The 23,834-nt window shown below is 70.0% G+C and carries 21 protein-coding genes; 8 read left to right on the top strand and 13 right to left on the bottom strand.

Annotation, left to right across the window (positions count from 1 at the left end; all coding sequences use genetic code 11):
- Positions 1 to 201 precede the first annotated feature (201 nt).
- The 3 genes from G361_RS0109130 to G361_RS0109115 form a co-directional block, all read right to left on the bottom strand.
- Positions 202 to 1,464, bottom strand: a complete 1,263-nt coding sequence (locus G361_RS0109130) for an RNA polymerase sigma factor (protein WP_019926764.1) — start codon at positions 1,462 to 1,464, stop codon at positions 202 to 204.
- Positions 1,465 to 1,474: 10 nt separating this feature from the next.
- The gene (locus tag G361_RS0109125) at positions 1,475 to 1,831 is read right to left on the bottom strand and encodes a YciI family protein (RefSeq protein WP_019926763.1); all 357 of its coding nucleotides are present in this window, start codon (positions 1,829 to 1,831) and stop codon (positions 1,475 to 1,477) included.
- Between the two features lie 114 nt (positions 1,832 to 1,945).
- Positions 1,946 to 2,800: an SDR family NAD(P)-dependent oxidoreductase gene (locus G361_RS0109115; RefSeq protein WP_019926761.1), complete on the bottom strand. Its 855-nt coding sequence runs from the start codon at positions 2,798 to 2,800 to the stop codon at positions 1,946 to 1,948.
- A gap of 47 nt (positions 2,801 to 2,847) precedes the next feature.
- Between G361_RS0109115 and G361_RS0109110 the strand changes: the two genes are divergently transcribed.
- Positions 2,848 to 3,270: a helix-turn-helix domain-containing protein gene (locus G361_RS0109110; protein WP_019926760.1), complete on the top strand. Its 423-nt coding sequence runs from the start codon at positions 2,848 to 2,850 to the stop codon at positions 3,268 to 3,270.
- Between the two features lie 4 nt (positions 3,271 to 3,274).
- Here the strand turns inward: G361_RS0109110 and G361_RS0109105 are convergent, their stop codons facing one another.
- The 3 genes from G361_RS0109105 to G361_RS0109090 form a co-directional block, all read right to left on the bottom strand.
- The gene (locus tag G361_RS0109105) at positions 3,275 to 4,147 is read right to left on the bottom strand and encodes an NAD(P)-dependent oxidoreductase (RefSeq protein ID WP_019926759.1); all 873 of its coding nucleotides are present in this window, start codon (positions 4,145 to 4,147) and stop codon (positions 3,275 to 3,277) included.
- Positions 4,148 to 6,073: 1,926 nt separating this feature from the next.
- A complete protein-coding gene (locus tag G361_RS42930) occupies positions 6,074 to 6,928 on the bottom strand; it encodes an NAD(P)H-binding protein (protein ID WP_019926758.1) in 855 nt (284 codons plus the stop codon).
- Between the two features lie 13 nt (positions 6,929 to 6,941).
- Positions 6,942 to 7,946 (bottom strand): NAD(P)H-binding protein, encoded by a 1,005-nt coding sequence (locus G361_RS0109090; protein WP_019926757.1) that lies wholly within the window; start codon positions 7,944 to 7,946, stop codon positions 6,942 to 6,944.
- A gap of 88 nt (positions 7,947 to 8,034) precedes the next feature.
- On the opposite strand from G361_RS0109090, the gene G361_RS0109085 reads away from it, so the two are divergent.
- The gene (locus G361_RS0109085) at positions 8,035 to 8,628 is read left to right on the top strand and encodes a TetR/AcrR family transcriptional regulator (protein ID WP_019926756.1); all 594 of its coding nucleotides are present in this window, start codon (positions 8,035 to 8,037) and stop codon (positions 8,626 to 8,628) included.
- 164 nt (positions 8,629 to 8,792) lie between these two features.
- On the opposite strand, the gene G361_RS0109080 is transcribed toward G361_RS0109085, so the two are convergent.
- Together G361_RS0109080 and G361_RS0109075 are read right to left on the bottom strand one after the other, a co-directional pair.
- Complete coding sequence (locus G361_RS0109080) at positions 8,793 to 9,461, bottom strand: CPBP family intramembrane glutamic endopeptidase (protein ID WP_019926755.1); 669 nt, start codon at positions 9,459 to 9,461, stop codon at positions 8,793 to 8,795.
- Between the two features lie 143 nt (positions 9,462 to 9,604).
- Complete coding sequence (locus G361_RS0109075; RefSeq protein ID WP_019926754.1) at positions 9,605 to 10,717, bottom strand: lycopene cyclase family protein; 1,113 nt, start codon at positions 10,715 to 10,717, stop codon at positions 9,605 to 9,607.
- Positions 10,718 to 10,822: 105 nt separating this feature from the next.
- Here G361_RS0109075 and G361_RS42925 point away from each other — a divergent pair, with 105 nt between their 5' ends.
- Positions 10,823 to 11,755, top strand: a complete 933-nt coding sequence (locus tag G361_RS42925; RefSeq protein WP_026342842.1) for a hypothetical protein — start codon at positions 10,823 to 10,825, stop codon at positions 11,753 to 11,755.
- Between the two features lie 5 nt (positions 11,756 to 11,760).
- Here G361_RS42925 and G361_RS0109065 read toward each other — a convergent pair whose 3' ends face one another.
- Positions 11,761 to 12,525, bottom strand: coding sequence for an SDR family oxidoreductase (locus tag G361_RS0109065; protein WP_019926752.1), 765 nt, complete (start codon positions 12,523 to 12,525; stop codon positions 11,761 to 11,763).
- 174 nt (positions 12,526 to 12,699) lie between these two features.
- On the opposite strand from G361_RS0109065, the gene G361_RS0109060 reads away from it, so the two are divergent.
- Both G361_RS0109060 and G361_RS0109055 read left to right on the top strand, forming a co-directional pair.
- Positions 12,700 to 14,331 carry an ABC-F family ATP-binding cassette domain-containing protein gene (locus G361_RS0109060; protein WP_019926751.1) on the top strand — a complete coding sequence of 544 codons (1,632 nt, stop codon included), beginning with the start codon at positions 12,700 to 12,702 and terminating at the stop codon, positions 14,329 to 14,331.
- Positions 14,332 to 14,459: 128 nt separating this feature from the next.
- Positions 14,460 to 14,699 (top strand): helix-turn-helix domain-containing protein, encoded by a 240-nt coding sequence (locus tag G361_RS0109055; RefSeq protein WP_026342841.1) that lies wholly within the window; start codon positions 14,460 to 14,462, stop codon positions 14,697 to 14,699.
- A gap of 29 nt (positions 14,700 to 14,728) precedes the next feature.
- Here G361_RS0109055 and G361_RS0109050 read toward each other — a convergent pair whose 3' ends face one another.
- The 4 genes from G361_RS0109050 to acnA all read right to left on the bottom strand — a co-directional run bounded on the left by G361_RS0109050 (position 14,729) and on the right by acnA (position 19,830).
- Positions 14,729 to 15,691 carry an MvdC/MvdD family ATP grasp protein gene (locus G361_RS0109050; protein WP_026342840.1) on the bottom strand — a complete coding sequence of 321 codons (963 nt, stop codon included), beginning with the start codon at positions 15,689 to 15,691 and terminating at the stop codon, positions 14,729 to 14,731.
- A gap of 7 nt (positions 15,692 to 15,698) precedes the next feature.
- Entirely contained in the window at positions 15,699 to 16,169 is a 471-nt protein-coding gene (locus G361_RS0109045) for a hypothetical protein (protein WP_019926748.1), read from the bottom strand.
- A gap of 213 nt (positions 16,170 to 16,382) precedes the next feature.
- Complete coding sequence (locus tag G361_RS0109040; protein WP_019926747.1) at positions 16,383 to 16,949, bottom strand: TetR/AcrR family transcriptional regulator; 567 nt, start codon at positions 16,947 to 16,949, stop codon at positions 16,383 to 16,385.
- 67 nt (positions 16,950 to 17,016) lie between these two features.
- Entirely contained in the window at positions 17,017 to 19,830 is a 2,814-nt protein-coding gene (acnA, locus tag G361_RS0109035; protein WP_019926746.1) for an aconitate hydratase AcnA, read from the bottom strand.
- A 300-nt stretch (positions 19,831 to 20,130) separates the two neighbouring features.
- Here acnA and G361_RS0109030 point away from each other — a divergent pair, with 300 nt between their 5' ends.
- The 3 genes from G361_RS0109030 (at position 20,131) to G361_RS42920 (ending at position 23,819) form a co-directional block, all read left to right on the top strand.
- Complete coding sequence (locus tag G361_RS0109030; RefSeq protein ID WP_019926745.1) at positions 20,131 to 20,652, top strand: DUF6676 family protein; 522 nt, start codon at positions 20,131 to 20,133, stop codon at positions 20,650 to 20,652.
- Positions 20,653 to 21,126: 474 nt separating this feature from the next.
- Positions 21,127 to 22,482, top strand: coding sequence for an NlpC/P60 family protein (locus G361_RS0109025; RefSeq protein WP_304412506.1), 1,356 nt, complete (start codon positions 21,127 to 21,129; stop codon positions 22,480 to 22,482).
- Between the two features lie 215 nt (positions 22,483 to 22,697).
- Positions 22,698 to 23,819, top strand: coding sequence for a MoxR family ATPase (locus G361_RS42920; RefSeq protein ID WP_052172638.1), 1,122 nt, complete (start codon positions 22,698 to 22,700; stop codon positions 23,817 to 23,819).
- The last annotated feature ends 15 nt before the right edge of the window (positions 23,820 to 23,834 follow it).

The following is a 23,834-nucleotide window of genomic DNA, read 5'->3' as shown; positions in this document are numbered from 1 at the left end:
TATCCGGACGTGCGGCCCGATCAAATCCGGCAGACTGCCCGGTTCCGGCGCATTCGGGCCCGGATTGTCCGAACCGGGTTCGGGACCAGGCGATTTCGCCGTTCCGGCCGGCGAGGCGACCGCGGCCGGCGCCGGTGGATTCGGTGACCGGGCCGACGATCGCGTCCGTACCCGGTGGCCGCCGCGCCGGTTCCGGGGTGTTCAGTCGTCGATTCCGGCCCGGCCGAGCAGCAGTGCGCGTTCGGCCGCGTTGGCGGTGAGCGCTGCGGCCGTGGCGAATTCGGTGCGGGCCTCGTCGGCGCGGCCGAGGCGGGTCAGCAGGTCGGCGCGGACGGCGTGCAGGAGATGGTAGCCGTCGAGCGTGCCGGACTTCGCGAGCACGTCCACCACCTCCAGTCCGGCGGCCGGGCCGTGCACCATCGAAACCGCCACGGCCCGATTGAGTTCCACCACCGGCGACGGAAACCGTTCGGCCAGAATCGCGTACAGGCCGGCGATGCGCCGCCAATCCGTCTCGGCCGCGGTCGGGGCCATCGCGTGCGCGGCGGCGATCGCGGCCTGGAGGGTGTAGCGGCCCGGTAGCCGGGCCTGTGCGGTGTCGAGTGATCGCGCCCGGCCCAGCGCGGCGAAACCGCGGCGGATGTACAGCCGGCTCCAGCGGGTGCGATCCTGATCGGCCAGCAGGACCGGATGCGGGCCGGCGCCGCGGGCGCGCAGCCGCGACGCCTGGAGTTCCAGCAGCGCCGCGAGGCCGTGCACCTCCGGTTCGCGTGGCAGCAGTCCGGCCAGGATCCGGGCCAGGCGCACGGCGTCCTCGCACAGTTCGGTGCGCATCCACGCCGCACCCGAGGTCGCGGTGTACCCCTCGTTGAAGATCAGGTAGAGCACCTCGAGGACGGCATCCAGCCGCACCGCCAGTTCCGGTCCCGCCGGCACCTCGTAGGGCACCCGTTTCGCCGCGATGGTGCGCTTGGCGCGCACGATCCGTTGTGCCACAGTCGATTCCGACACCAGATAGGCGCGGGCGATCTCGTCGGTGCTCAGGCCGCCGACCATCCGCAGCGTGAGCGCCACCTGGGCCGGACGCGACAGCACCGGATGGCAGGCGGTGAACATCATCCGCAGCAGATCGTCCTGGGGCGGCTGCTCGGGTGGCGTGCGCTGGTCGATCACCAGATCGTGGCCGAGCAGCGCCAGTTTGCGATCGAGGGTGCCGCGGCGGCGGATCCGGTCGATACCCCGATGTTTGGCGGTCAGCATCAGCCAGCCACCCGGATTCGGCGGAACCCCCTCGCGCGGCCACTGTTCCAGGGCCGCGACGAGGGCGTCCTGCGCGAGTTCCTCGGCGGTGCCGATATCGCCCACGATCCGGGTCAGACCCGCCACCAGGCGCGGCCATTCGATCCGCCACGCGGTCTCGACCGCGCGCCGGGCCGCGGCGTCGCCGGATCCCGATCCGTTCACCGAATTCCGCTCACTCCGGCTCGACGACCTGCCGGACCTCGACCTCGATATCCCACTCCGGGCCGTGGACGCGCAGGAAACGCCGCGACCACTCCACCGCCTCCTCCTGGGACCGGGTCTGCAACAGGCAATAACCGCCGATGATCTCCTTCGACTCGGTATAGGGGCCGTCCAGGACGGTCTGCACACCGTTGGTCTGCCGGATCCGGGTGGCCTCCTCGATCGGCCGCAGCCCGGCGGTGTCGAGCAGCACGCCCGCCTTCGTCATCTCCTCCAGCAGCGTGCCCATGTCCGCCATCAGTTTCTCGTCCGGCCCGTCGGAGGGGGCGGCGGTGGGATCGAGGCGAATCAGGGTCAGGTAGCGCATGTGCGGCATCCTCTCGTGTCGATGTGGCGGGCCGGGTATCGGCTCACCCATCCACACCTCGAACGGGAGGCGACCCGGATCGACACCGCGTCGGTGTGATGCCGGTCACCATACTCACACCATTCGGTGCAGGAGTTCCTCGGTGAGGTCGGCGAGGCGGCGGGCGTCGCCGGGATCGAGGGTCGGCAGCGCGGGATCGACCGGATCACCGCGGTCGATCGCGGTGAGCGGTTGCGCCGGCGGATGGTCGATGAAGCCGTCGATCGGCGCGATCGACTCCGCGATCGGCCGCGCCTTCAGCGCGGCGGCCACGCGCAGCAGGATCCGCACCGGCAGCGGCAGGGGCGAACTGTCCCCGCTGCGGGTGAAACCGGGGTGGTACATGACGAACCGGGCCCGCCCGGCCCGCTGTTGTGCGAAGCCGACGCCGAGCAGGTCGTTGGCCCGCGCGCCCTGGATCATCGCCCGGACCGGCCGGTAGCCGCGGGTGGACTGCGGGTCGTCCCAGTCGATCGCACCGGCGGTGGTGCCGACGCCGGCGACCGTCACGATCACCGGATTCGCCGCCGCGTCCAGCTGCGGGCCCAGCCCGCGCGACAGCAGATAGCGGCTCAGGTAGTAGAGCGCGAAGGTGTACTCGAGGCCGTCGACGGTCTCGCGGCGGCGCGGACTGTGCCGGTTCGCGAACAGCAGCAGCGCGTCGACGGCCGGGTACCGCGCGGCGATCTCATCGATCACCCGCCGGTTCTCGGCGATGGAACTGAGGTCCGCGCGCACGGTGTGCAGCCGGTCGGCCGCGCCGAGCCGCTCGGCCTCGGCGATCAGCGCGGTGAACTTCGCCGGATTGCTGCCGACGGCGACGAGCCGGTCGCCGCGGGCCAGCCGGGACAGGGTCACCGCCTTACCCATGCCGTCGGTGGCGCCACTGACGACAATGGTCTTGCCCGGATCGGATGTGGAATCTGCCATGTGCCGATCATCGATTCCCGCGCGGATCAGCGAAAGAAGGCAGTTCGATGTCAGGTACGCACACCGATGTGCCCTCGATGCTCGCATTCCGGCTGCCGGTGCCGATACCGGCGGCCGAGCACGAGCAGTGCCCGGTGACCGAGGTACTGCGCCGGGTCGGCGACAAATGGTCGGTGCTGGTACTGGTGCAATTGGGCAGTCGCCGGCACCGTTTCAACGAACTGCATCGTTCGATCGAGAACATCAGCCAGCGCATGCTCACCCGCACGCTGCGAATCCTGGAGCAGGACGGCCTGATCGAGCGTGAGGTGTATCCGACCGTGCCGCCCAGCGTCGAATACGGGCTCACACCGCTGGGCCGCGGGCTGCTGGTACCGCTGTCCGCGCTGGCGGACTGGGCGGTCGAGAATCATCGGCACATCGCCGCCGCCCGCGACCGGACCGATCGGCGGTGGGACGGGGAACGGTGACGGTTCAGTCGTGCAGCAGGTCGAACAGCGCGGTCTCGTCGAGTTCGCCGCGGCCCGCGTCGACCGGGCGGGCGAGCAGGTCGCGGGCGGCCCGGCCCAGTGCGGCCGGACCACCCACGCTGTCGGCCAATTCGACCCCGACGCGGGTGTCCTTCAGCCGGAGGGCGGCGGTGAAGGCGATGTTGCGGTCGTAGTGCCCGTCGAGCATCCGGCGGCTCGCGCGGATCACGCTGGGGCTGGCGGCGCCACCGCGGCCGAGGGTGTCGACGACCGTCGCGAGGTCCAGGCCCGCGAGTTCGGCGGTGCGCAATGCCTCGGCGGTGGCCGCGATCTGGATCGATCCCATGAGGTTCTGGATCAGTTTGTAGCTGGTGCCCGCGCCGATCCCACCGAAGTGGACGATGTTGTCGCACAACGGTTCCAGCAGCGGCCGCAGTTGCTCGAGCCGGTCCGCGCCGGCGCCGACGAACAGGGTGAGCCGGCCCGCCGCGGCGGCGTCCGGCAGTCCGGTCACCGGGCAATCGACGTAGCGGAAGCCCTGTGCGGCAGCATGTTCCGCGAGCTCCAGCACCCAGGAGCGGGACAGCGTGGAACATTCCACGGCGAAGGCGCCGGGCGCGGCGGCGGCCAGTGCGCCGGTGTCGCCGAGCCAGACGGCGTGCGAGGCGGCGTCGTCGGCGACCATCGAGAACACCGCTTCGGCGCCCTCGGCGGCGGCGCGCGGTGAGTCGGCGAGGACGGCGCCGGCGGCGACCGCCTTCGCGGCCTTCGCCGCGGACCGGTTGAACACCCGCACTTCGTGTCCCGCGGCCAGCAACCGCGCCGCCATCCCGGAACCCATCCGGCTGCCCGCACCGAGGAATGCAATCGTCGCCATTACCCGGACCCTACCTGCGGGCTCCGAGGCGGGCCGAAAGCGGGAGCGGGGTGGTGCGAGTTGGGGAGCGGCGGCCCTGAACCTGAGAGCGGGGTGGCCGAACTGGGGTGCGCCAGCCCCGAATCTGGGCGTGGGACGCCCCGAATCTGGGAGCGGGCAGCCCAAGTCTGAATGTGGGACTGCCCGAGTCCGGGTGCGGGCAGCCTGAAGGACGGCCTGAGTCTGGGGGCGGGCAGCCCAAGTCTGAATGTGGGACTGCCCGAGTCCGGGTGCGGGCAGCCTGAAGGACGGCCTGAGTCTGGGGGCGGGCAGCCCAAGTCTGAATGTGGGACTGCCCGAGTCCGGGTGCGGGGCAGCCTGAAACTGGGGGCGGGACGGCCTGAAACTGGGTGCGGAGCGGTCTGAACCCAGGAGCGGGGTGGCCCGAGTCGTGGAAGGGGCGGCTGGAATCCGAGTGCGGGGACATGGGCGTGGGGCGGCTCGAACTTGGGAGCAGGTGGCCCGAATCTGGGAGGGGGCGGCCCGAACCTGGGAGCGGGGTGGCTCGAAACGCTGTTTCTCCCAGTCGGTTTTGAGAAACCTGGCATTTCCGTCACAGTTACGCCCGGTTCGATTCCAGTAGGCCACGTGGACGTGGCCGGGAACCGATAGAAAGGCTTCACAGTGGGTTCCACAACACACGCCAGGCGCCGGCGCGGCGCGGTGGGAGTCGCAGCGGTCGGCGTCATGCTGGCCGCTCCGCTCACCGCGCTCGCGAGCCCGGCGTTCGCAAGCCCTGTGTTCATCGGGAACAGTTGCGCCAGCGGATCCGGTTGCGGCGGACCGGGAATCCTCCCGAGCGACCCCGATCAGCCGCCGGGTCCGCCTGCCGGCGATCCGAATTGGCCGGGTGACAACGACGGTATGCCCAACCCCGGTGCGCCGGGATGGCCGGGAGGCCCGGGTGGTCCCGGGGGACCTGGTGGTGGCATTGGGAATCCGGGCGGTCCGGGTGGTTGGCCCGGCGGGGGCGGTCCGGGCGACCCGGGACATGGACCCGGTGGTCCGGGCGGCGGACCTGGTGGCGGTGGTCCGGGTGGTTGGCCCGGCGGGGGCGGCCCAGGACATGGACCCGGTGATCCGGGTGGTGGACCCGGCGGTCCAGGTGGCGGTCCGGGTGGTTGGCCCGGCGGCGGTGGGCCCGGCGGCGGTCCGGCCGGCGGCGGTCCTGGTGGGGGACAGGGCAGTCCGGGTGGACCCGGTGGTCCGGGAGGCGGACCCGGTGGGGGACAGGGCAACCCGGGTGGGCCGGGTGATTCCGGACCTAGCGGTCCCGGTGGCGGATTCGGCAATCCCGGTGGCGGCATGGGTGGCGGCCCAGGTGGACCCGGCGGCGGTATGGGCGGTCCCGGTGATCCAGGTGGACCCGGCGGCGGTGGTATGGGAGGTCCTGGTGGGCCGGGCAACTCCGGTGGCCCGGGTGGAACTTGCACTACTGGTCCGACCTGCTGATCCGGCGCAGCGCAACGGTCACATCGCGAAAGGCGTTGTGGCCGTGTGGATGACGGACGAGGCAGCACACGCACGAGGGGTCGTGTGCTGCCCGCCGGTTACCGTTCGACCCAACGCGGAGCCCGCGCTACGGTTCGCTGTCGCTGTCGCTGTCGCTGTCGCTGTCGCTGTCGCTGTCGCTGTCGCTGTCGCTGTCGCTGTCGCTGTCGCTGTCGCTGTCGCTGCCGCTGCCGCTGCCGCTGCCGTGAGCGGCGTGGCGGGCTTGGTGCGCGCGGCCGAATGCGGGCCATTGTGGATGTGGTGCCGCAGGCGGGAGAGAGACGGGGGGAGGAATCCACGGCCAGTGCGGATGTGTACTGTCGCAGGTGGGGGAGAGACGGGGGAGGGGCCTGCGGCCATTGCGGATGTGTGCTGCCGCAGGCGATTTCGGTGGCTCTAGTTGTGGTCGGCGGCCAGGTGTTCGTGGAGGGTGACGGGTGGGTGGCCGGTGAAGCGTTCGATCGAGTCCGTGACCTGGTACAGGTCGTGTCCGGAGCCGATGTCGCGGAACAGTTTCCAGAGGTTCGTGAGGTGTTCCACGGTGACGGGGTCGCGGTAGAGGGTGGTGGCGGTCTGCTGCCATCGGTCCGGATCCACGTCTACGTAGCGGACGCCGAATGCCTCGGCTGCTTGTGCCGCGGTGAGGATTTCGCCTGCCAGCCAGTGGATCGGTTCGATGGGGTCGGGGTTGAGCAGGATGCCGGTGGCGACGTCGGCGACATCGGTGGCGGCGATCAACGGGAGGACCGTGTCCGGGGATCCGAGGGGGAGGGCCAGTTCGCCGCTGTGTGCGATGACGACGCGCAGGTTTTCGAAGAAGACGGCGGCGCGCAGGTGGACGGCGCCGATGCCGGCACGGTCGAGGGCCTGTTCGGCCACCCAGTGCCGGCGCATGTGTGGGGTGCCCGCGTGCGGATCGGAACCCAGTTGTGAGACCGCCACCACTCGTTCGAGGCCCTCGTCGTGTGCGGCGGCGGCGAAAACCGCTGCGGCGTCGAGCATTCCGGCGGTGACCGGATAGGTGAAATAGGCGCGGCGGACGCCTCGGACGGCGGGTAGTACGGTGGTGATCTCGCGCAGGTCGCCCACGATCACGTCCGCGCCGAGATCCTTCAGTTCGGCGGCGCGCGCGTCGTCGGCGCGGACGAATGCCCGGACCGGGTGGTCGTCGTCGCGCAGGGTCTCGGTGACGCGGCGGCCGGTGGCGCCCTGCAGTCCACCGGCGGCGCCGGTGACCAGGATCGGTTCCATGGTGGTTGTCTCCTCAGGGCCGGGTGGGCAGTTCGAGGGTGAAGACGTCGCGATCGGCAAGGGCGGTCAGGAATTCCACGGGGTCGAACGCCTCGCCGGGGCTCACCACGCCGCTCTTGACGCCGCCTTCGGCGATGCGGATCGCCGCTTCGGCCGCGATGAGCGCGCTGACCCGCCACAGGTCGCGGCCGCGCACATGTCCGGCCGCCGACCCGTGTGCGCCGAGAACCTGGACGGCGACGGTGTATTCGCTGTCGGCCCGCTCCTCGGCGGGCAGGTGTTCGCTGGTGAAGGCCCGTTCCTCCTCGAAGGTGCGGGCGGTCAGTTGCGCCTCGACCGCGCGGGTGCGGACGTGCCGGGGCACCGTGAGCGGCTCCGGGAACGGCACCGGGGCGATCATCGTCCGCGGGCCGACCGGCGGCGGGAACGCGAAGACCGCGTTGCGTGGCTCGACGAATCCGAATTGCAGTGCGCCGTCGGCGAATCCGATGCGTTCGGTGTCGGCGAACAGCAGCCGGGCGGTGGCCATCGCGCCGGTGGTCAGTTTCCAGTTGGCGACCGAGTAGGCGACGGTCACGCGCTCGATGTCGGCCATCCCGCGCGCGACGGCGCCGGCCAGGAGGTCGCCGAGTCCGCCGTAGAAGCTGGCGTCGGGCAGCATCGTGAAACCGCCGCGTTCCGCCGGGCCGCCGAAGTCGTCGAAAAGCTTTCGGACGTGGTGTATTTCGAGTGCGTGGTCGACGTAGTGCCGGCCGGCGGCGGCCGCCGCGGCGGCGACGGGCAGGCCGGTGGTGGCGAACGGGCCCGCGCAGTTCACGACGATGTCCGCCGAATCGGCAAGTGCGCGTAACGATTCCGGATCGTCGACGGTGGCGGGCAGGATCCGCGGATGGCCGAGTGCCGCGAGCCGATCCGGGTCGCGGCCGGACAGGAGGACGTCCTTGCCGCGGGAGAGGAGTTCGGAGGTGACGAGGCGGCCGGTATGGCCAGAGGCCCCGTAAATGGCGTAGATCGTCATGGTGATCAACTTCCATACTGTGGGTATGTAAGAGATTTACATACCCACAGTATGGAAGTCAAGGCGCACAACCGGTTACATTTGGCTGGTGAGTACCCGCCGCACCCAGGCCGAGCGGACCGACTCGACCACGGGCCGGCTCGTCGACGCGGGGCGCGCGCTGTTCGGCCGCAACGGCTACGCGGCCACCTCCATCGAGGCGATCACCACCGAGGCGGGCCTCACCAAAGGGGCCGTCTACCACCACTTCGGCGACAAGGCCGCGCTGTTCCGCGCCGTCTTCGTGGCCGAACAACAATGGATGGCCAGCGAACTGGAACAGGTCGCGCAGCGCGCGCCGGATACCTGGACCGCCCTGTTGCAGGGCTGCGCCACCTTCCTGAACCTGTGCCTGAATCCGCGGTGCAACCGCATCGTCATGCTCGACGGGCCCGCGGTGCTCGGCTGGGACGCCGTGCGCGAGATCGAGGCCGACCACGTCCTGCGGGTGCTGTCGGACGGGCTCGCCCGAGCCGCCGCCGACGGCGAACTGTCCGAGGGCGACCTGCGCATCCGCTGCCACCTGCTGTTCGGCGCGCTCTGCGAAGCCGGAATGTTGCTGGCGCGCACCGGCGATCCCGCCGCCGCACTGCCCACGGTGGTCGTGGAGGCGACCCGCATGCTGGAGGCACTGCGGGCCTGAGCGTCAGGGCCGGAGGCGGTGGTGGAGTGTCACCACGTGGCCCGTTCCTACCCGGATCATCGCAGCCTCAGCCTCAGCCTCAGCCTCAGCGTCGGCGTCGGGGCCGGAGGCGGTGAACCGCGGGTCCCCGGGTTCATGCCGGGGTCGTCGATGCGTGCGCGGACTCAGGCCGGGCGGGGCCGGGTCTCGGGTACAGCGCCGTGGTAGAAGTACCGGCCGAGCCCGACGGTGAAGACCAGGATCCCGTAGACCGAATGTTCGACCGAGGCGGTGAACAGGGATCGAGTGCGCGCGTAGCGGGTCGCGAAGATCCACCCGCCTGCTCCGCTGGCCGCCACCGAGAACCAGCTGCCGAACAGGATGTGCGCGTAGCCGAATGCGGCCGCACTGGCCGCGACCAGTCCGCGTCCCTCACCGAAGACCGGCGCGTACCGGTGGAACAGGAACGATCGGTAGATCAGTTCCTGCGGGTACACGCTCAGCGCCGGATACAGGACCATCACCGCGAGCCAGATCAGCGGATTGCGCCGGGGCAGATCGAACAGATCCTCGCGGTGCCGGGCCGCCACCATGGCGGTCAGCGCCAGCGCGCTGGACCCGGCGAGCGCCGCCATCGGACGCGCCTGTCCGGGCAGTGCCTCACTGCGCCACAGCGCGTCCCGATCGAAATCCGGTGAGCGCCGCAGGTACCAGGCGGCCCCCGAGGCGAGTGCGAGCAGCGCCGGAATCGGCGACTTTCCGCGCAGCAGTGCGTTGTAGGCCGTGGTGCCACCGAAGAACAGCGCCGCGTACTCGGCACCCAGATACAGCCGCCGCCACGGTCGAACTCGCATGCGCACCACCCTAGCCGGTCGGCGCGCGGTCGGCCGGTGTGCCCGTGCGCCGATGACGGCCCTCCGGCCCGCGGTCGGCGCGGCTGTGCCCGGTCACGCGACTGGGATCTGTGCCACGCGATCCGGCCGGCGCGGGGGCGGATTCAGCCGCGCCACCCCCGCGCCGGTGCGGTGACCAGCTTCACCCGGACGGGAGCGGGCACGGTGGTGAACAGGTCGCGCATGGTCGCGGCGATCGCGAACAGGTTGCGGCGATCGGAGAGGTAGGCGCGCTGGCGCTCCGGCGAGAGGGTGAAGAAGCCGTCGAAGAACAGCGGAATCTCGGTGGGGGACAGGGTGAGCAGAGCGCGCAGTCCGGTGTTGCGCAGTGCGTGGACGGCTCGGGCCTGCCACGGCCAGATCGACGCGCCGGTGGCGACCGCGTCGGCCTCGGCCAGTGCGGTGGCGACGCTGTAACCCGTTGCGGGATGCAGTAATCCGCCGGCGGCGCCGAAATGCTCGTCGCCGGGGCGGCCGCCCTCCACCGGGAACCGGACCCGCTCGGTCGGCTCGGTGCCGTCGAGTTCGATACCGCGGCCGCGCAATCGGGTGTGCAGCCGATCCCGCAGCACCGCGAGATCGAGTGCGGGCCGGCCGGCCAGGCAGGTCTCCTCCAACAGGACGGTGTCGTCGTTCAGCGGGATCGCGTACAGGAACGAGCGTGGTTCCGCCGGTCCGGCACCGTTGTCCGGCCGCCAGTCCATGAAAAGCGGCTCGTCCCAGCGCTGCCGGGGCACCATGACGCCGAAGGCGGTCTGCTCGGCCAACTCCGGCGCTCGGCGCACGCCCCGGGCGTCGACGACCCGGCGCGCGGTGTACGTCTCGCCGGATTCCAGCCGCACGGTGGCGGGACCGCCGTCGGCGCGGCGGATCTCGGCCACCGTGCCCGCGACCACGCGCACGCCGTCCAGGTCCAGCGAATCCCGCAGGGCCGCATTGTCGAAGACCACGTACCGCCGGTCGATCTCGAACCGCCGGGTGCCCCAGGCGACCGGCCGCGGAAGCTGCGCCGCGAGGGTCCGCGGCGCGATCCACGGCGGAAGCTCGTCGGCCCATGCGGCATACGTGGCGGTCCAGTGCCGGTCCGGATGCGGATCGATCGCCAGCACCGATATACCGTGTGCCCGCGCGCGATGCGCGAGCGCTCGCCCGGCCGGGCCGAGCCCGCAGACGATGAGATCGGTCACGATGAAGATTGCAGCAGACGAGTCCACCATGGGTGGTCACCGGCCCGGACGGGTGCGGTACTGTCGAAAACACAGCCCGGGGGGACGACCGCTCGAGGGCGCCACGGCGACCCCGGCTGCGGAAGGTTGGCAGCGATGACGAATCCCCCCGGTCCCTCCGGCTCCGAGCCGAGCGACGAGGCCGAATGGTGGTCGCAGCCCGACGCCAATCAGTCCGGTTGGAATGCGCCGCAACCCGGTTGGGGTTCCAACCAGCCGACCCCCGCTCAGACGGTACCGGCATCGTCCCCGGCGCCGCCGACCCAGGCCTGGGCCGCCCCGCCTCCGCCGCCGCCACCCACCCAGCCGCCGACCTGGCAGCCGGCCCCGCCGCCGTATCAGGGTGGCTACCCCACTCCGCCGCCGCGTAAATCCAATGGCGGCATCGTGATCGGGGTCGTCGTGGGTGTGGTGCTGTTGCTGATCGTCGGGATCGGCGTGGCCGCGCTGATCGCCAACAGCGGTGGCGGTACGAACAACAACGCCGTGTCGACCTCGACGGTCACCTCGTCGGCGGTCGCGCGCAGCAGCGCGAGTTCGTCGGTGGCCCGGCCGACCACGAGCAGTGTCGCGACCTCCCGGCGCTTCAGCTACAACGAGGCGGCCAAGGACTGGAACTTCAAGCTGGGCAACATCTCCTTCCACGCGGACTGGGTCGAGGGCCGGGACCACACCACGTGCGCCGACTTCGAGGCCGACGGTGCGCTCACCGACGCGGGCTGCAAATACGCCGCGGAGATGGTGTACAAGTCCGAGGGCGGCGCGCTGATGCTGACCGAGTACGTGCTCGGCATGCAGGACGCCGACCACGCCACCACCGCCGCCGAGACGATCAGCGACAGCGACTTCAAGCTGCGTCCCGGTAGCTACATCAGCAACTTCGCGGTCGGCAAGTGGGTGGCCGACGCCGAGAAGGACTTCGTGGTCGTCACCTTCGTGACCACCACGCCGGCGGTCACCGAGGACCGGGCGAAGGATTATCTGCACTACAAGCAGACCGATATGACCGGCGCCCTGAGCTTCCGCTGATCCGATCAGACGCCGCCGGTGGCGAGCAGGCCACCGTCGACCCGGACCACCTCGCCGGTGATCCAGGCCGCCCGGTCGGAGACCAGGAAGCCGACCAGCGCGGCCACGTCCTCGGGAGTGCCCAGGCGCTTCATCGGGTACGCGGCCGCCGCGGTCTCCTCGCCGGCGGAGTAGAGCGGACCGGCGAACGTGGTCTTCACCACACCCGGCGCGACCGCGTTGACCCGGATCGACGGGCCCAGCTGCCAGGCCAGTTCCTCGGTGAGGCGGATCAGCGCCGCCTTGGAGGCGCCGTAGGCGGCGATCACCCCGGTGGACCGCAGCCCGGCCACGCTGGCGATGTTGACGATCGCGCCGCCGTGGGTCTGCATCCAGGACCGGTACGCCTCCTGGATGTAGCCGAGGGTGGCGACGACGTTGACGTCGAAGATCTTGCGGACCGCGTCCAGGTCGGCGTCCATCAGCGCGCCGAACACCGGATTGATCCCGGTGTTGTTGATCAGGATGTCCAGCGAGCCGAACTCGGCCACCGCCGTCATCACGGCGTCGCCGCGGGCGGTGGCGTCGCCGGCGTTGCCCGCCTGGGTGAGCACCCGGCCCGGATGGCCGAGGGATCGCAGTTCCTCGGCGGCCGCCGCGAGCGGTTCGGGCTTGCGCGCGGTGATCAGTACGTGCGCGCCGCGGGCCAGCAGTTCCGCCGCGATGGCCTTGCCGATGCCCCGGCTCGCGCCGGTGACCAGTGCGCCCCTGCCCGCCACGTCGTCGGTCATGGCAGGGACGCTACCGGAGCCCGAGGCCGCCTCGGGAGGCTCGTCACGGCCTCGTTACCGGCGCGATGCGGTCGTTGCGCGGGACACCGGTAAACTGAGTGGTCGGCGTGCGGGTATCGGGAGCACACTCTGCACGAGCCGCCATCCCGTACACATCAGCTCGAGGAGACCTTTGTGATCACCGCGACCGACCTGGAGGTCCGGGCCGGAGTCCGCACCCTGCTGACGGCGCCCGGCTCGGCGCTGCGGGTGCAGGCCGGCGACCGGATCGGACTGGTGGGCCGCAACGGCGCCGGCAAGACCACCACCCTGCGCATCCTGGCCGGTGAGGGCGAGCCGTACGCCGGTCAGGTGATCCGGTCCGGTGAGGTCGGTTACCTTCCGCAGGATCCGCGCGAGGGCGATCTGAACGTGCTGGCCCGCGACCGGGTGCTGTCCGCGCGCGGCCTCGATTCGCTGATCCGGGAGATGGAGAAGCAGCAGGCGCTGATGGCCGAGGTGGCCGACGACGCCGAGCGGGAGAAGGCCGTGCGCAAGTACGGCCGGTTGGAGGAGCGGTTCTCGGCCCTCGGCGGATACGTCGCCGAGAGCGAGGCGGCCCGGATCTGTCACAGCCTCGGCCTGCCCGACCGGGTGCTCGGCCAGTCGCTGCGCACGCTCTCCGGCGGTCAGCGCCGCCGGATCGAGCTGGCCCGCATCCTGTTCGCCGCCTCCGACGGCAGCGGCGGCAAATCCGGCACCACCCTGCTGCTCGACGAGCCCACCAACCACCTCGACGCCGACTCCATCACCTGGCTGCGCGGTTTCCTGCAGAGCCACGACGGCGGCCTCATCGTCATCAGCCACGATGTGGAACTGCTCGAGGCCGTGGTCAACAAGGTGTGGTTCCTGGACGCGGTGCGCGGCGAGGCCGACCTCTACAACATGGGCTGGAAGAAGTACCTCGACGCGCGCGCCACCGACGAGCAGCGCCGCCGCCGCGAGCGCGCCAATGCCGAGAAGAAGGCGTCGGCGCTGAAGCAGCAGGCCGCGAAGCTCGGCGCGAAGGCGACGAAAGCCGTTGCGGCGCAGAACATGCTCAAGCGCGCCGAGCGAATGCTCGCCGACGCGGACGAGATTCGCCTGTCCGACAAGGTGGCCCGGATCAGGTTCCCGGAGCCCGCGGCCTGCGGTAAGACCCCGTTGATGGCGAGCAATCTCACCAAGATGTACGGCTCGCTGGAGATCTTCACCGGTGTCGACCTCGCCATCGATCGCGGCAGCCGGGTGGTCGTGCTGGGCCTCAACGGCGCCGGCAAGACCACGCTGCTGCGGCTGCTCGCCGGTGTCGAACAGCCCTCGGCGGGGCAGCTGGAACCCGGGCACGGCCTGAAGATCGGCTATTTCGCGCAGGAGCACGACACCCTCGACGACACCGCGACGGTGTGGGAGAACATCCGCCACGCGGCTCCCGATGCGGGCGAACAGGATCTGCGCGGCCTGCTGGGTGCGTTCATGTTCTCCGGGCCGCAGCTGGAGCAGCCGGCGGGCACCCTGTCCGGCGGTGAGAAGACCCGGCTCGCGCTGGCGGGCCTGGTGTCCTCGGCGGCCAACGTGCTGCTGCTCGACGAGCCGACCAACAACCTCGACCCGATCTCCCGCGAACAGGTGCTGGATGCGTTGCGCAGCTACGCCGGTGCGGTCGTGCTGGTCACGCACGATCCCGGTGCGGCCGAGGCGCTCAATCCGGAGCGGGTGATCATGCTGCCCGACGGCACCGAGGATCACTGGTCACAGGACTATCTGGAGCTCATCCAACTCGCTTGACGCCCTTGGCCGCTCGGGCCTCGGATGCCTTTTGTCGAGATTTCGTGATCCGAATCACATCAAAGCGTTGATCACGGACGCCGGAGTGTCTAGCCTTGAATAAGGCTGCAGGGCGACCGGAGGAAGCCATGAGTGACAGGCCCGCACAGGGGAAATCTGCATTGGGTAAGGGCACGCGCGTCACCGGGAAGTCGCGAGACCGACTGCAAACCCAGTTGAAGAAGCAATACGAGGCGGGTGCCAGCATCCGCTCATTGGCCCGGGAGACCGGTCGCTCGTACGGCTTCATCCACAACGTGCTCGTGGAGTCGCATGTGCAACTCCGCAGCCGTGGTGGCGCGAATCGCCGCAAGGCGACCAGTAAGTAGAACGACCGCCTCGGCGGCGCCGGGCCCGATCAGCGACCGGGCACGGCGGCATCGCCGGTGACGAGATAGTTGGCCAGGCTCGCGAACAGCGGCAAGCCGGTCTTGATCTCCAGATAGGCGAACTGCCCCTGTGGGTTCACCTCCAGGAAGTAGTACTCGCCGTCGAGACCGAGCCGGATGTCCAGCACGCCGAATGCCAATCCCAGCGCACCCATCAGGGTGGTGAGGGATTTGCTGACCGCGGCGGGCAATCGCTCGGGCCGGAAGTCGACCGAGGTGTCCAGGCGCGAATCGACCCGTCCCACACCGGATTGCGAGTCGATGCGCACGGTCCACTCGACCCCGTCGATCCAGACCACGCGCAGATCGCAGTCGGCGTCGACGTAGTCCTGGAACGTGGTCGGCGCCCATCGGATGCTGTCGAGGCGGGCCAGATCGGCCGCGGTGACCAGACGGGTCTCGGAGAATTCCGCGCGGCCGGTGCCGGTGCGTTTGTAAACCACCGGGCCGGAACGGGATTCGACGAAACTGCGGGCCTCGTCCGGGTCGGTGGTGACCAGTGTCTCCGGAATGGTGAAACCGGATCGGCGCGCGGTCTCGAGCTGGACGAGTTTGCGGCTCGCGGTGCGCTCGGCGCCGGGATCGTTGACCCACAGCGCCGGAATCGACCACAGCAGGCCCTGGAGGAAGCCGTCGCATTCGGCCTGGCGGTATTCGTCGTCGGCGCGGCGCATCCCGGGCGGCACCTCGGCGCCGCGCGGACGCCGCCACCATACGGCGCCGACCTCGTCGAGGCCGGGCAGATTTCCGAGGCTGCGGCCGGCGCCGGCCCGGTCGAGCCGGAAACTGCCGCCCTCCCTGGGGAAGTCGCGCATGTCCAGGCGTAGCGGGGACATCCGGTGGTCGCGCAGCAGGGTGGCGGCCAGCGCGTCGGCGTGCAGATCGTCGGATTCGGTGACGATCAGCACCGCGCTCGCCGTTCGAGCGGGCATCGGGCGCCTAGTCGAGACTGTCGCAGGCGATGCCGTCGTCGCTACGGGCGAAGGATCGGGTCTGGCAGCAGGTCAGGGTGGCGCCACCGACGCCGGGACGGGTACTGAGATGCAATGTGCCGGCCCACTTCTCGGTGAGCTGCTGCAACTGCTCGTCACCGCGGGCGGGGGATTGACTGCCGGGCAACGTCATCGGGCGTTCGGCGAGGGCTATGCGCCGCCGCTGCGTGAAATCGGCGGTGGCGCCGGGCCGCACCCGGACCATCGCCGAACCGGTCTCGGAACCGGCTGTGGCGCCGAATGTTTCGATCTGGATGACATCGGCCGGATCGAAAGTCCATGTGCCCTCGGCGGATCGGAGGACCACCGCGCGGTCGGACGCGGAAAGTAGCTGCCCGGACAGGGTTGCCGCGCCGGCGGCGGTCACCGGCGGCGGCGCCGCCGTATCCGGATCGGACGAGGAAACGGCCTCGGTCATGAGCTGGTCTCCGATCTGCTCGCGGTTTGCTACGGGACCTGAACGAGAACCGATCATAGCGTGACGGCGGCATCGATCGACCGGCATCGGAGGATTTCGGGACCGTCCGGCAATCTTCCGGTACCGGCCCGGAATGGCCTATCGCCGTGAGTTTTTCGTATGCGATATCAATGACGGCAACCCGCGGGCCGGGTGTCCGCGGCGCGGGTGCGCCTAGGGCTTGCGCCGCACCGACGCCTCGACCAGGTCGAGTACGGCCCCGAGGTTGTCACCGGCATGTCCCGAGGCGATCCGGGCGATGAGCCCGTCCAGGACCAGGTCCAGATAGCCCAGCAGCACGTCCGTGGGTACGTCGTCGCGCAGCGCGCCCGCGGCCTTGCGCCGTTCCAACCGGGCCAGGGTGGCGGCGGTGAGTTCGGCCGAGCGCTGGGTCCAGCCTGCGGCGAACTCGGGATCGGTGCGCAACCGGCGGGCGATCTCGAGCCGGGTGCCCAGCCAGTTGTACTGCTCCGGATTGGCGAGCATATCCCGCATCACCTGCACCAGGCCCTGATTGGCCGCGACGTCGGCCATTCGCTCGGCGTCCTCCTGCGCCAGCGCGAGGAACAGCGCGTCCTTGTCCCGGAAGTGGTGGAAGATCGCACCACGGGACAGTCCGATCGCCTCCTCGAGACGCCGTACCGTGGCGCCCTCGTAGCCGTATTCGGCGAAACAGCTGCGCGCTCCGTCGAGAATCTGGCTGCGGCGGGCCGCGAGATGGTCATCACTGACCTTGGGCATGGCTCCTCCAAACGGGAAGGGCCCGGGCCCCGAGGATCTCGGGGCCCGGACCGTGGCGCCCGCAGTGTCAGCTGCGAATCATGTTGCGCAGCACGAACTGCAGGATGCCACCGTTGCGGTAGTAGTCGGCCTCACCGGGTGTGTCGATCCGGACGACCGCATCGAACACGACCTGCTCGCCGTTCTCCTTCGTGGCGGTCACCCGCAGAGTCTTCGGAGTCACCCCCTCGTTCAGCTTGGTGATGCCCGCGATGTCGAACGTCTCGGTGCCGTCCAGCTTCAGCGACGCGGCCGACTCACCCGCCGGGAACTGCAGCGGGATGACGCCCATGCCGATGAGATTGGACCGGTGGATCCGCTCGAAGGACTCGGTGATCACCGCGCGCACCCCCAGCAGGCGGGTGCCCTTGGCCGCCCAGTCCCGCGACGAACCGGAACCGTACTCCTTGCCGCCCAGGACCACCAGCGGGATACCCGCGGCCTGGTAGTTCTGCGAGGCGTCGTAGATGAACGCCTGCGGGCCGCCGTCCTGGGTGAAGTCGCGGGTGTAGCCGCCGGTGACGTCGTCCTTGCCGATGGTGTCCAACACCATGTTCCGCAGCCGGATGTTGGCGAAGGTGCCGCGGATCATCACCTCGTGGTTGCCGCGCCGCGAGCCCAGCGAGTTGTAGTCCTTGCGCGCGACGCCGTGTGCGTCGAGGTACTGCGCGGCCGGGGTGCCCGGCTTGATGCTGCCGGCCGGGGAGATGTGGTCGGTGGTGACCGAATCGCCGAGCAGCGCCAGCACCCGCGCGCCGGTGATGTCGGCGACCGGCGCCGGCTCCACCTGCATACCGTCGAAGTACGGGGGCTTGCGCACGTAGGTGGACTCGCCGGCCCATTCGAAGGTGTCACCGGCCGGGGTGGGCAGGTTCCGCCAGCGCTCGTCGCCCTTGAAGACGTCGGCGTAGGACTTGCGGAACATGTCCTGGTTGATCGCGGCCTTGATGGTGTCGTCGATCTCCTGGGCCGCGGGCCAGATGTCGCGCAGGAACACGTCGTTGCCGTCGTGGTCCCGGCCCAGCGCGTCGTTCTCGAAGTCGAAGTCCATGCTGCCCGCGAGCGCGTACGCGATGACCAGCGGCGGTGAGGCCAGGTAGTTCATCTTCACGTCGGGGGAGATGCGGCCCTCGAAGTTGCGGTTGCCCGACAGCACCGCGGCGACCGACAGGTCGTTGTCGTTGACCGCCTTGGAGATCGCGTCCGGCAGCGGGCCGGTGTTGCCGATGCAGGTGGTGCAGCCGTAGCCGCCGAGGTAGAAGCCCAGCTTCTCCAGATAGGGCCAGAGACCGGCCTTCTCGTAATAGTCGGAGACGACCTGCGAGCCCGGCGCCATGTTGGTCTTCACCCACGGCTTGGAGGTCAGGCCCTTCTCGACCGCGTTGCGGGCCAGCAGGGCCGCGCCGATCATCACCGTCGGGTTGGAGGTGTTGGTGCAGGAGGTGATGCCCGCGACCACGACCGCGCCGTGGTCGATGACGAAATCGCCGCGGGCCTCGTCGCGCACCCGGATCGGCTTGGTCGGCCGGCCGGCACTGCCGTTGGCGGCGGTCGGCACCACGGCGCCGTCCTCGGCGAAGCTCAGCTCGGCCGGATCGCTGGCGGGGAAGGACTCCTCGAGCGCCTCGTCCAGCTTGGTGTGCGGGGCGCCCTCGGGATCGCTGGTGTAGTTGTGAATGTCCTTGCGGAAGGCCACCTTCGACTCCGACAGCAGGATGCGGTCCTGCGGGCGCTTGGGGCCCGCGATGGACGGCACCACGGTGCCCAGGTCCAGCTCCAGGTACTCGGAGTAGGCGGGCTCGTGCGCGGCGTCGTGCCACATGCCCTGCTCCTTGGCGTACGCCTCGACGAGCGCGAGCTCCTCGTCGGTGCGGCCGGTCAGGCGCAGGTAGTTGATGGTCTCCCCGTCGATCGGGAAAATGGCTGCGGTGGAACCGAATTCGGGGCTCATATTGCCGAGGGTGGCGCGGTTGGCCAGCGGCACCTCGGCCACGCCCTCGCCGTAGAACTCGACGAACTTGCCGACCACGCCGTGCTTGCGCAGCATCTCGGTGACGGTCAGCACCACGTCGGTGGCGGTCACGCCCGGCTGGATCTCGCCGGTCAGCCGGAAACCGACCACCCGCGGAATGAGCATGGAGACCGGCTGGCCCAGCATGGCCGCCTCGGCCTCGATGCCGCCGACGCCCCAGCCCAGGACGCCCAGGCCGTTGACCATGGTGGTGTGCGAATCGGTGCCGACGCAGGTGTCGGGGTAGGCCTGCCCGTTGCGGACCATGACCACGCGGGCCAGGTACTCGATGTTGACCTGGTGCACGATGCCGGTGCCCGGCGGCACGACCTTGAAGTCGTCGAACGCGCCCTGGCCCCAGCGCAGGAACTGGTAGCGCTCGCCGTTGCGCTCGTACTCGAGTTCCACGTTGCGCTCGAAGGCGTCGGCGGTGCCGAACACGTCGAGGATGACCGAGTGGTCGATGACCAGCTCGGCGGGGGACAGCGGGTTGACCTTGTTCGGGTCGCCGCCGAGGGCGGCGACCGCCTCGCGCATGGTGGCCAGGTCGACGATGCAGGGAACGCCGGTGAAGTCCTGCATGACGACCCGGGCGGGGGTGAACTGGATCTCGGTGTCCGGATCGGCCGAGGGGTCCCAGCCGGCGATGGCACGGATGTGGTCGGCGGTGATGTTCGCGCCGTCTTCGGTGCGGAGAAGGTTCTCCGCGAGTACCTTCAGTGCGTAGGGCAGCTTCTCGGTGCCGGGCACGGCGGAGAGTCGGAAGATCTCATACGACCGATCTCCGACCTGGAGGGTGCCCTTGGCGCCGAATGTATCGATGCTCGTCATACGTTCAGCTCCACTCGTCGGTGAGGGTGGCCGCCTGCGGGGCTGGTGCCGGCGGCTCGGTCGAGGGCGCAGTCTCGGCTGTGCGCCTCGTGCTTCCAACCGTAACAGTACGCTTGTCCTGTGAAACGCGCGGGGGCCGCCGAGTCGGCCACACCCGCAGCCCACACTCCCCGGTCGCGTACTGTGCACGCAAGCCCCTCGGAGCGTTCGGTGCCGAAGGGCGTCATCAGCGTGCTGATCACCTGCGACACTGTTGGATGCCCGCCGCTCGGCCGAGCGGCTCGACCACCCGGATGGACAATGACCGCCTCGCACACCTCGGTTCTCATTCCCATGGCCGTGGAACTTCCGCCGAACGTGGATCTGAGCACCATCGTGGCGGACCTGGCCGACGACCACGTCTCCGTGCCGGCCGGCAAGGACGACACGCAACTCGTGCAGATCGCCGCCGACGCGCGTGCACACGGCATCCAGCTGAACATCGTCGTGGTGCCCGGCAATCCGGGCCGCGATTCGGACCTGCGCGATCTCGCCACCGAGGTGGGCAAGCAGACCCACGGCACGGTCGTGGTGCTCAGCGACGACTGGGTCGGCACCTACAGCGACGCGATCAACCGCTCGCGGCTGGAATGGGCCGAGGACACCGCGAAGTACCGGGGCGGTCACTCCGCCGACGCCGCGCAGGTCGTCGTCTCCCGGCTGGAGACGCCCGATCACGCCGCCTGGACCGCGTTCACCGGCGTGGTGCTGGCCGGGGCCGTGGTGACCATCGGTGGGTTGTACATCGTCAAGGCCCGGCGCGCGGCGCGCGAGCGCGGCTGATCTCCGCTCCGTCACGGATTCGCCCCGGGCCGGACTCGGGCCGGGGTACGTGGCCGGGCCCGCGCTCGCCCGGATCGCCGGCGACCGACCGGAAGTACGTCCCAATGGCGAGGAATGAACCGCCGGTCTGCTTTCGCGGATGAATTCCTGTGCCGCATCTGGCTATTGATGAGCAATCGTTAAATTACGCTGCCGTCATTCTGCCGACTTCGTTATCGGCGGGGGAGAAGTGTCGTACGGTTGCCCACGACACTCTCGAGGTAGAAGTGTCGGGAGAGTGCAAAGAGGCTCGTTTCACTCAGAGTTGTTGCTGGTGCTCATGTGGCGATGCCGGACCGGGGTCGCCCCAGCGCAGTCCCGGTGATCGCCCCGATCCCGGGAACCGCAGGCGGGATCCAGGGAGGTCTGATGCGAGTGCCGGGAGCGTCGCCGACGCGTCGCCGAAGGATGCATGAGGTCGCTGGAGGATTGCTGGTGTGCGCGATCATCGCGCTGCCCGCGGTCGCCGGCGCGGTGCCCCCGCCGCCACCCAATCCCAGCGACGGTGACATCGCCGCCGCGGGCGCGCAGGTGGACACCGGCGTGGCCGAGGTCGGCGGGCTGATCAACGAGGTCGCCGTCGCGGATCAGCAACTGCAGCAACTGGATGCGGACGTCGCGATCAAACGCGAGGCGGTCAACAAGGCGCTGGTCGATCTGCAGACCGCGCGCGAGGCCGCGGACACGGCGGCCGCCGCGGTCGCCGCCACCCAGCGCGACCTGGCCGACGCGGGGGCGAACGTGGAACGGGCGCGCGCGGAGTTCGACCGGTTCGCCGTGGCGGCCTACACCAGCCCGGCCACCGGCTCGATGACCACCTATCTGTCCGGCGCGACGCCGGATGTGGCCCTGACCCGGTCGCAGCTGCTCAGCGTGGTGTCGAGTTCGCAGCAGTCGGCGCTGGAGGGGCTGCGCCGGGCCCAGATCGACCGGGCCAACAAGGATTCCGTGGCGCGCGAGGCGAAACAGGCCGCCGATGCGGCCGCGGCCGAGGCCGACGCCCGGCGCGCCGACGCGGAATCGGCGGTGTCGGCGGCGCGCGCCGCGCAGGACGCGCAGGCCGGCCGGCGGGCCGGACTGGTCACCCAGCGCGATACCGCCCAGCACCGGCTGGATTTCGCCCGTCAGCAGGTGGCGGGGCTACAGGGCCAGCGCGACGCCTACCTGGCCTGGGACCGGCAACGCCGCGCGGAGGAGGCCGCCGCACAGGCCGCGGCGGCCGCCGCCGCGGCCCGCGCCGCGGCCGACGGGGACGCGCTGGGCCGGGCCGCGCAACTCGGCGCCGGCCGCCGGCCGCACACACAATTGGACAATTCGCCCGCCCCGCATTCCTCGATCAGTCCGCCGGGCCGCCCGATCGGCGACCGCGGTGAGTTGATCGAGACCGTGGTCGACCGGGCGATGTCGCAGCTGGGCGTCATCTATTCCTGGGGTGGCGGCGACGAGAACGGGCCCACCAAGGGCATTCACGACGGCGGCGTCGCCGACAGTTTCGGCGATTACGACAAGGTCGGCTTCGATTGCTCGGGGCTGATGTTGTACGCGTTCGCCGGCGTCGGCATCTCGCTGCCGCACTACAGCGGCTACCAGTACCACATGGGCGCCCGGATCCCGGTCGCCGAGCGGGAGCGCGGCGACATGCTGTTCTGGGGTCCCGGCGGCAGTCAGCACGTGGCGCTGTACCTCGGCGGCGGCCGGATGATCGAGGCGCCGGAGTCCGGCGAGGTGGTTCGCGTGTCGGCGGTACGCGAAGGTGGCATCATGCCGTATGCGGTCCGTTTGATCCCCTGACGGCGGCCGGAGTCTGAGAATCGGCCGAGAACCCGGCCGGAACAAACCCATCCCGGTTGCGGCATCTTTCGTTCGGACCTGGAATAGTTGGGAACACGGCACAGCGTATCCGGGTGCGCACGGCACGAGACCGTGGTGTGCACCGGCAATGAAATGATGTGCACCGCACAGTGGACGACAGCGAAAGCGGGGAGTTTGTGACTTCGACGGACGGTGTGAGCGCGGTGAGTTCGGTAACGGACGCACCGGAGCCTGCTCCCAGCTCTCTCGATCGCGACGTCCAGACCTTGGAAAAGGCGATCTACGAAGTCAAACGCGTCATCGTCGGTCAGGACCGGCTGGTCGAACGGCTGCTCGTCGGTGTGCTCGCGCGCGGTCACGTACTGCTGGAAGGCGTTCCGGGTATCGCGAAGACGCTCGCGGTGGAGACCTTCGCCCGGGTGGTCGGCGGCAGCTTCTCCCGCGTGCAGTTCACCCCCGACCTGGTGCCCACCGATCTCGTCGGCACCCGCATCTATCGGCAGGGCCGCGAGCAGTTCGACACCGAACTGGGCCCGGTGGTGGCCAATTTCGTGCTCGCCGACGAGATCAACCGCGCACCCGCGAAGGTGCAGTCGGCCCTGCTCGAGGTGATGGCCGAGCGGCACGTCTCCATCGGTGGCAAGACCTATCCGATGCCGGATCCGTTCCTGGTCATGGCCACGCAGAACCCGATCGAGAGCGAGGGCGTGTACCCGCTGCCGGAGGCGCAGCGCGACCGCTTCCTGTTCAAGGTGGTCGTCGACTACCCCTCGGTCGAGGAGGAGCGCGAGATCATCTACCGGATGGGTGTCACCCCGCCGGAACCGAAGCAGATCCTCGAGCCCACCGAACTGATCCGCCTGCAGCGGGTGGCCGCCAACACCTTCGTGCACCACGCGCTGGTCGACTACGTCGTGCGCGTGATCGCCGCGACCCGTAAACCCGCCGAATCGGGCATGGACGATGTGGCCGGCTGGATCGCCTACGGTGCCTCGCCGCGTGCCAGCCTCGGCATCATCGCCGCCGCCCGCGCGATCGCGCTGATCCGCGGGCGCGACTACGTGGTGCCGCAGGACGTGGTCGAGGTGATCCCGGACGTGCTGCGGCATCGTCTGGTGCTGTCCTACGACGCGCTCGCCGACGAGGTGAGCCCCGACGACGTGATCCGCCGGGTGTTGCAGACCATCGGCATGCCGCAGGTGTCGCCGCAGGCCAATGTGCCCACCGGTGCGCCCACGTCGTCCGGCGCCGTGCCGGTGCCGCCCGTGCCGCCGGCCAACGGCGGCCAGCCCGTCCCGCAACCGCCCCGTCAGTGAGCGGAGCGTCGGATT

The sequence above is a fragment of the Nocardia sp. BMG111209 genome (assembly GCF_000381925.1).
GTDB lineage: Bacteria > Actinomycetota > Actinomycetes > Mycobacteriales > Mycobacteriaceae > Nocardia.
Note: the sequence above shows the minus strand (reverse complement) of the source record. Positions and strands in the feature narration are given on the sequence as shown.

Excerpts from the sequence above, each read along its gene's own strand:
- G361_RS0109125 (WP_019926763.1), bottom strand. The coding sequence starts at position 1,831 with ATGCGCTACCTGACCCTGATTCGCCTCGATCCCACCGCCGCCCCCTCC.
- G361_RS0109115 (WP_019926761.1), bottom strand. The coding sequence starts at position 2,800 with ATGGCAGATTCCACATCCGATCCGGGCAAGACCATTGTCGTCAGTGGC.
- G361_RS0109110 (WP_019926760.1), top strand. The coding sequence starts at position 2,848 with ATGTCAGGTACGCACACCGATGTGCCCTCGATGCTCGCATTCCGGCTG.
- G361_RS0109105 (WP_019926759.1), bottom strand. The coding sequence starts at position 4,147 with ATGGCGACGATTGCATTCCTCGGTGCGGGCAGCCGGATGGGTTCCGGG.
- G361_RS42930 (WP_019926758.1), bottom strand. The coding sequence starts at position 6,928 with ATGGAACCGATCCTGGTCACCGGCGCCGCCGGTGGACTGCAGGGCGCC.
- G361_RS0109090 (WP_019926757.1), bottom strand. The coding sequence starts at position 7,946 with ATGACGATCTACGCCATTTACGGGGCCTCTGGCCATACCGGCCGCCTC.
- G361_RS0109080 (WP_019926755.1), bottom strand. The coding sequence starts at position 9,461 with ATGCGAGTTCGACCGTGGCGGCGGCTGTATCTGGGTGCCGAGTACGCG.
- G361_RS0109075 (WP_019926754.1), bottom strand. The coding sequence starts at position 10,717 with ATGGTGGACTCGTCTGCTGCAATCTTCATCGTGACCGATCTCATCGTC.
- G361_RS42925 (WP_026342842.1), top strand. The coding sequence starts at position 10,823 with ATGACGAATCCCCCCGGTCCCTCCGGCTCCGAGCCGAGCGACGAGGCC.
- G361_RS0109065 (WP_019926752.1), bottom strand. The coding sequence starts at position 12,525 with ATGACCGACGACGTGGCGGGCAGGGGCGCACTGGTCACCGGCGCGAGC.
- G361_RS0109055 (WP_026342841.1), top strand. The coding sequence starts at position 14,460 with ATGAGTGACAGGCCCGCACAGGGGAAATCTGCATTGGGTAAGGGCACG.
- G361_RS0109050 (WP_026342840.1), bottom strand. The coding sequence starts at position 15,691 with ATGCCCGCTCGAACGGCGAGCGCGGTGCTGATCGTCACCGAATCCGAC.
- G361_RS0109045 (WP_019926748.1), bottom strand. The coding sequence starts at position 16,169 with ATGACCGAGGCCGTTTCCTCGTCCGATCCGGATACGGCGGCGCCGCCG.
- G361_RS0109040 (WP_019926747.1), bottom strand. The coding sequence starts at position 16,949 with ATGCCCAAGGTCAGTGATGACCATCTCGCGGCCCGCCGCAGCCAGATT.
- acnA (WP_019926746.1), bottom strand. The coding sequence starts at position 19,830 with ATGACGAGCATCGATACATTCGGCGCCAAGGGCACCCTCCAGGTCGGA.
- G361_RS0109030 (WP_019926745.1), top strand. The coding sequence starts at position 20,131 with ATGACCGCCTCGCACACCTCGGTTCTCATTCCCATGGCCGTGGAACTT.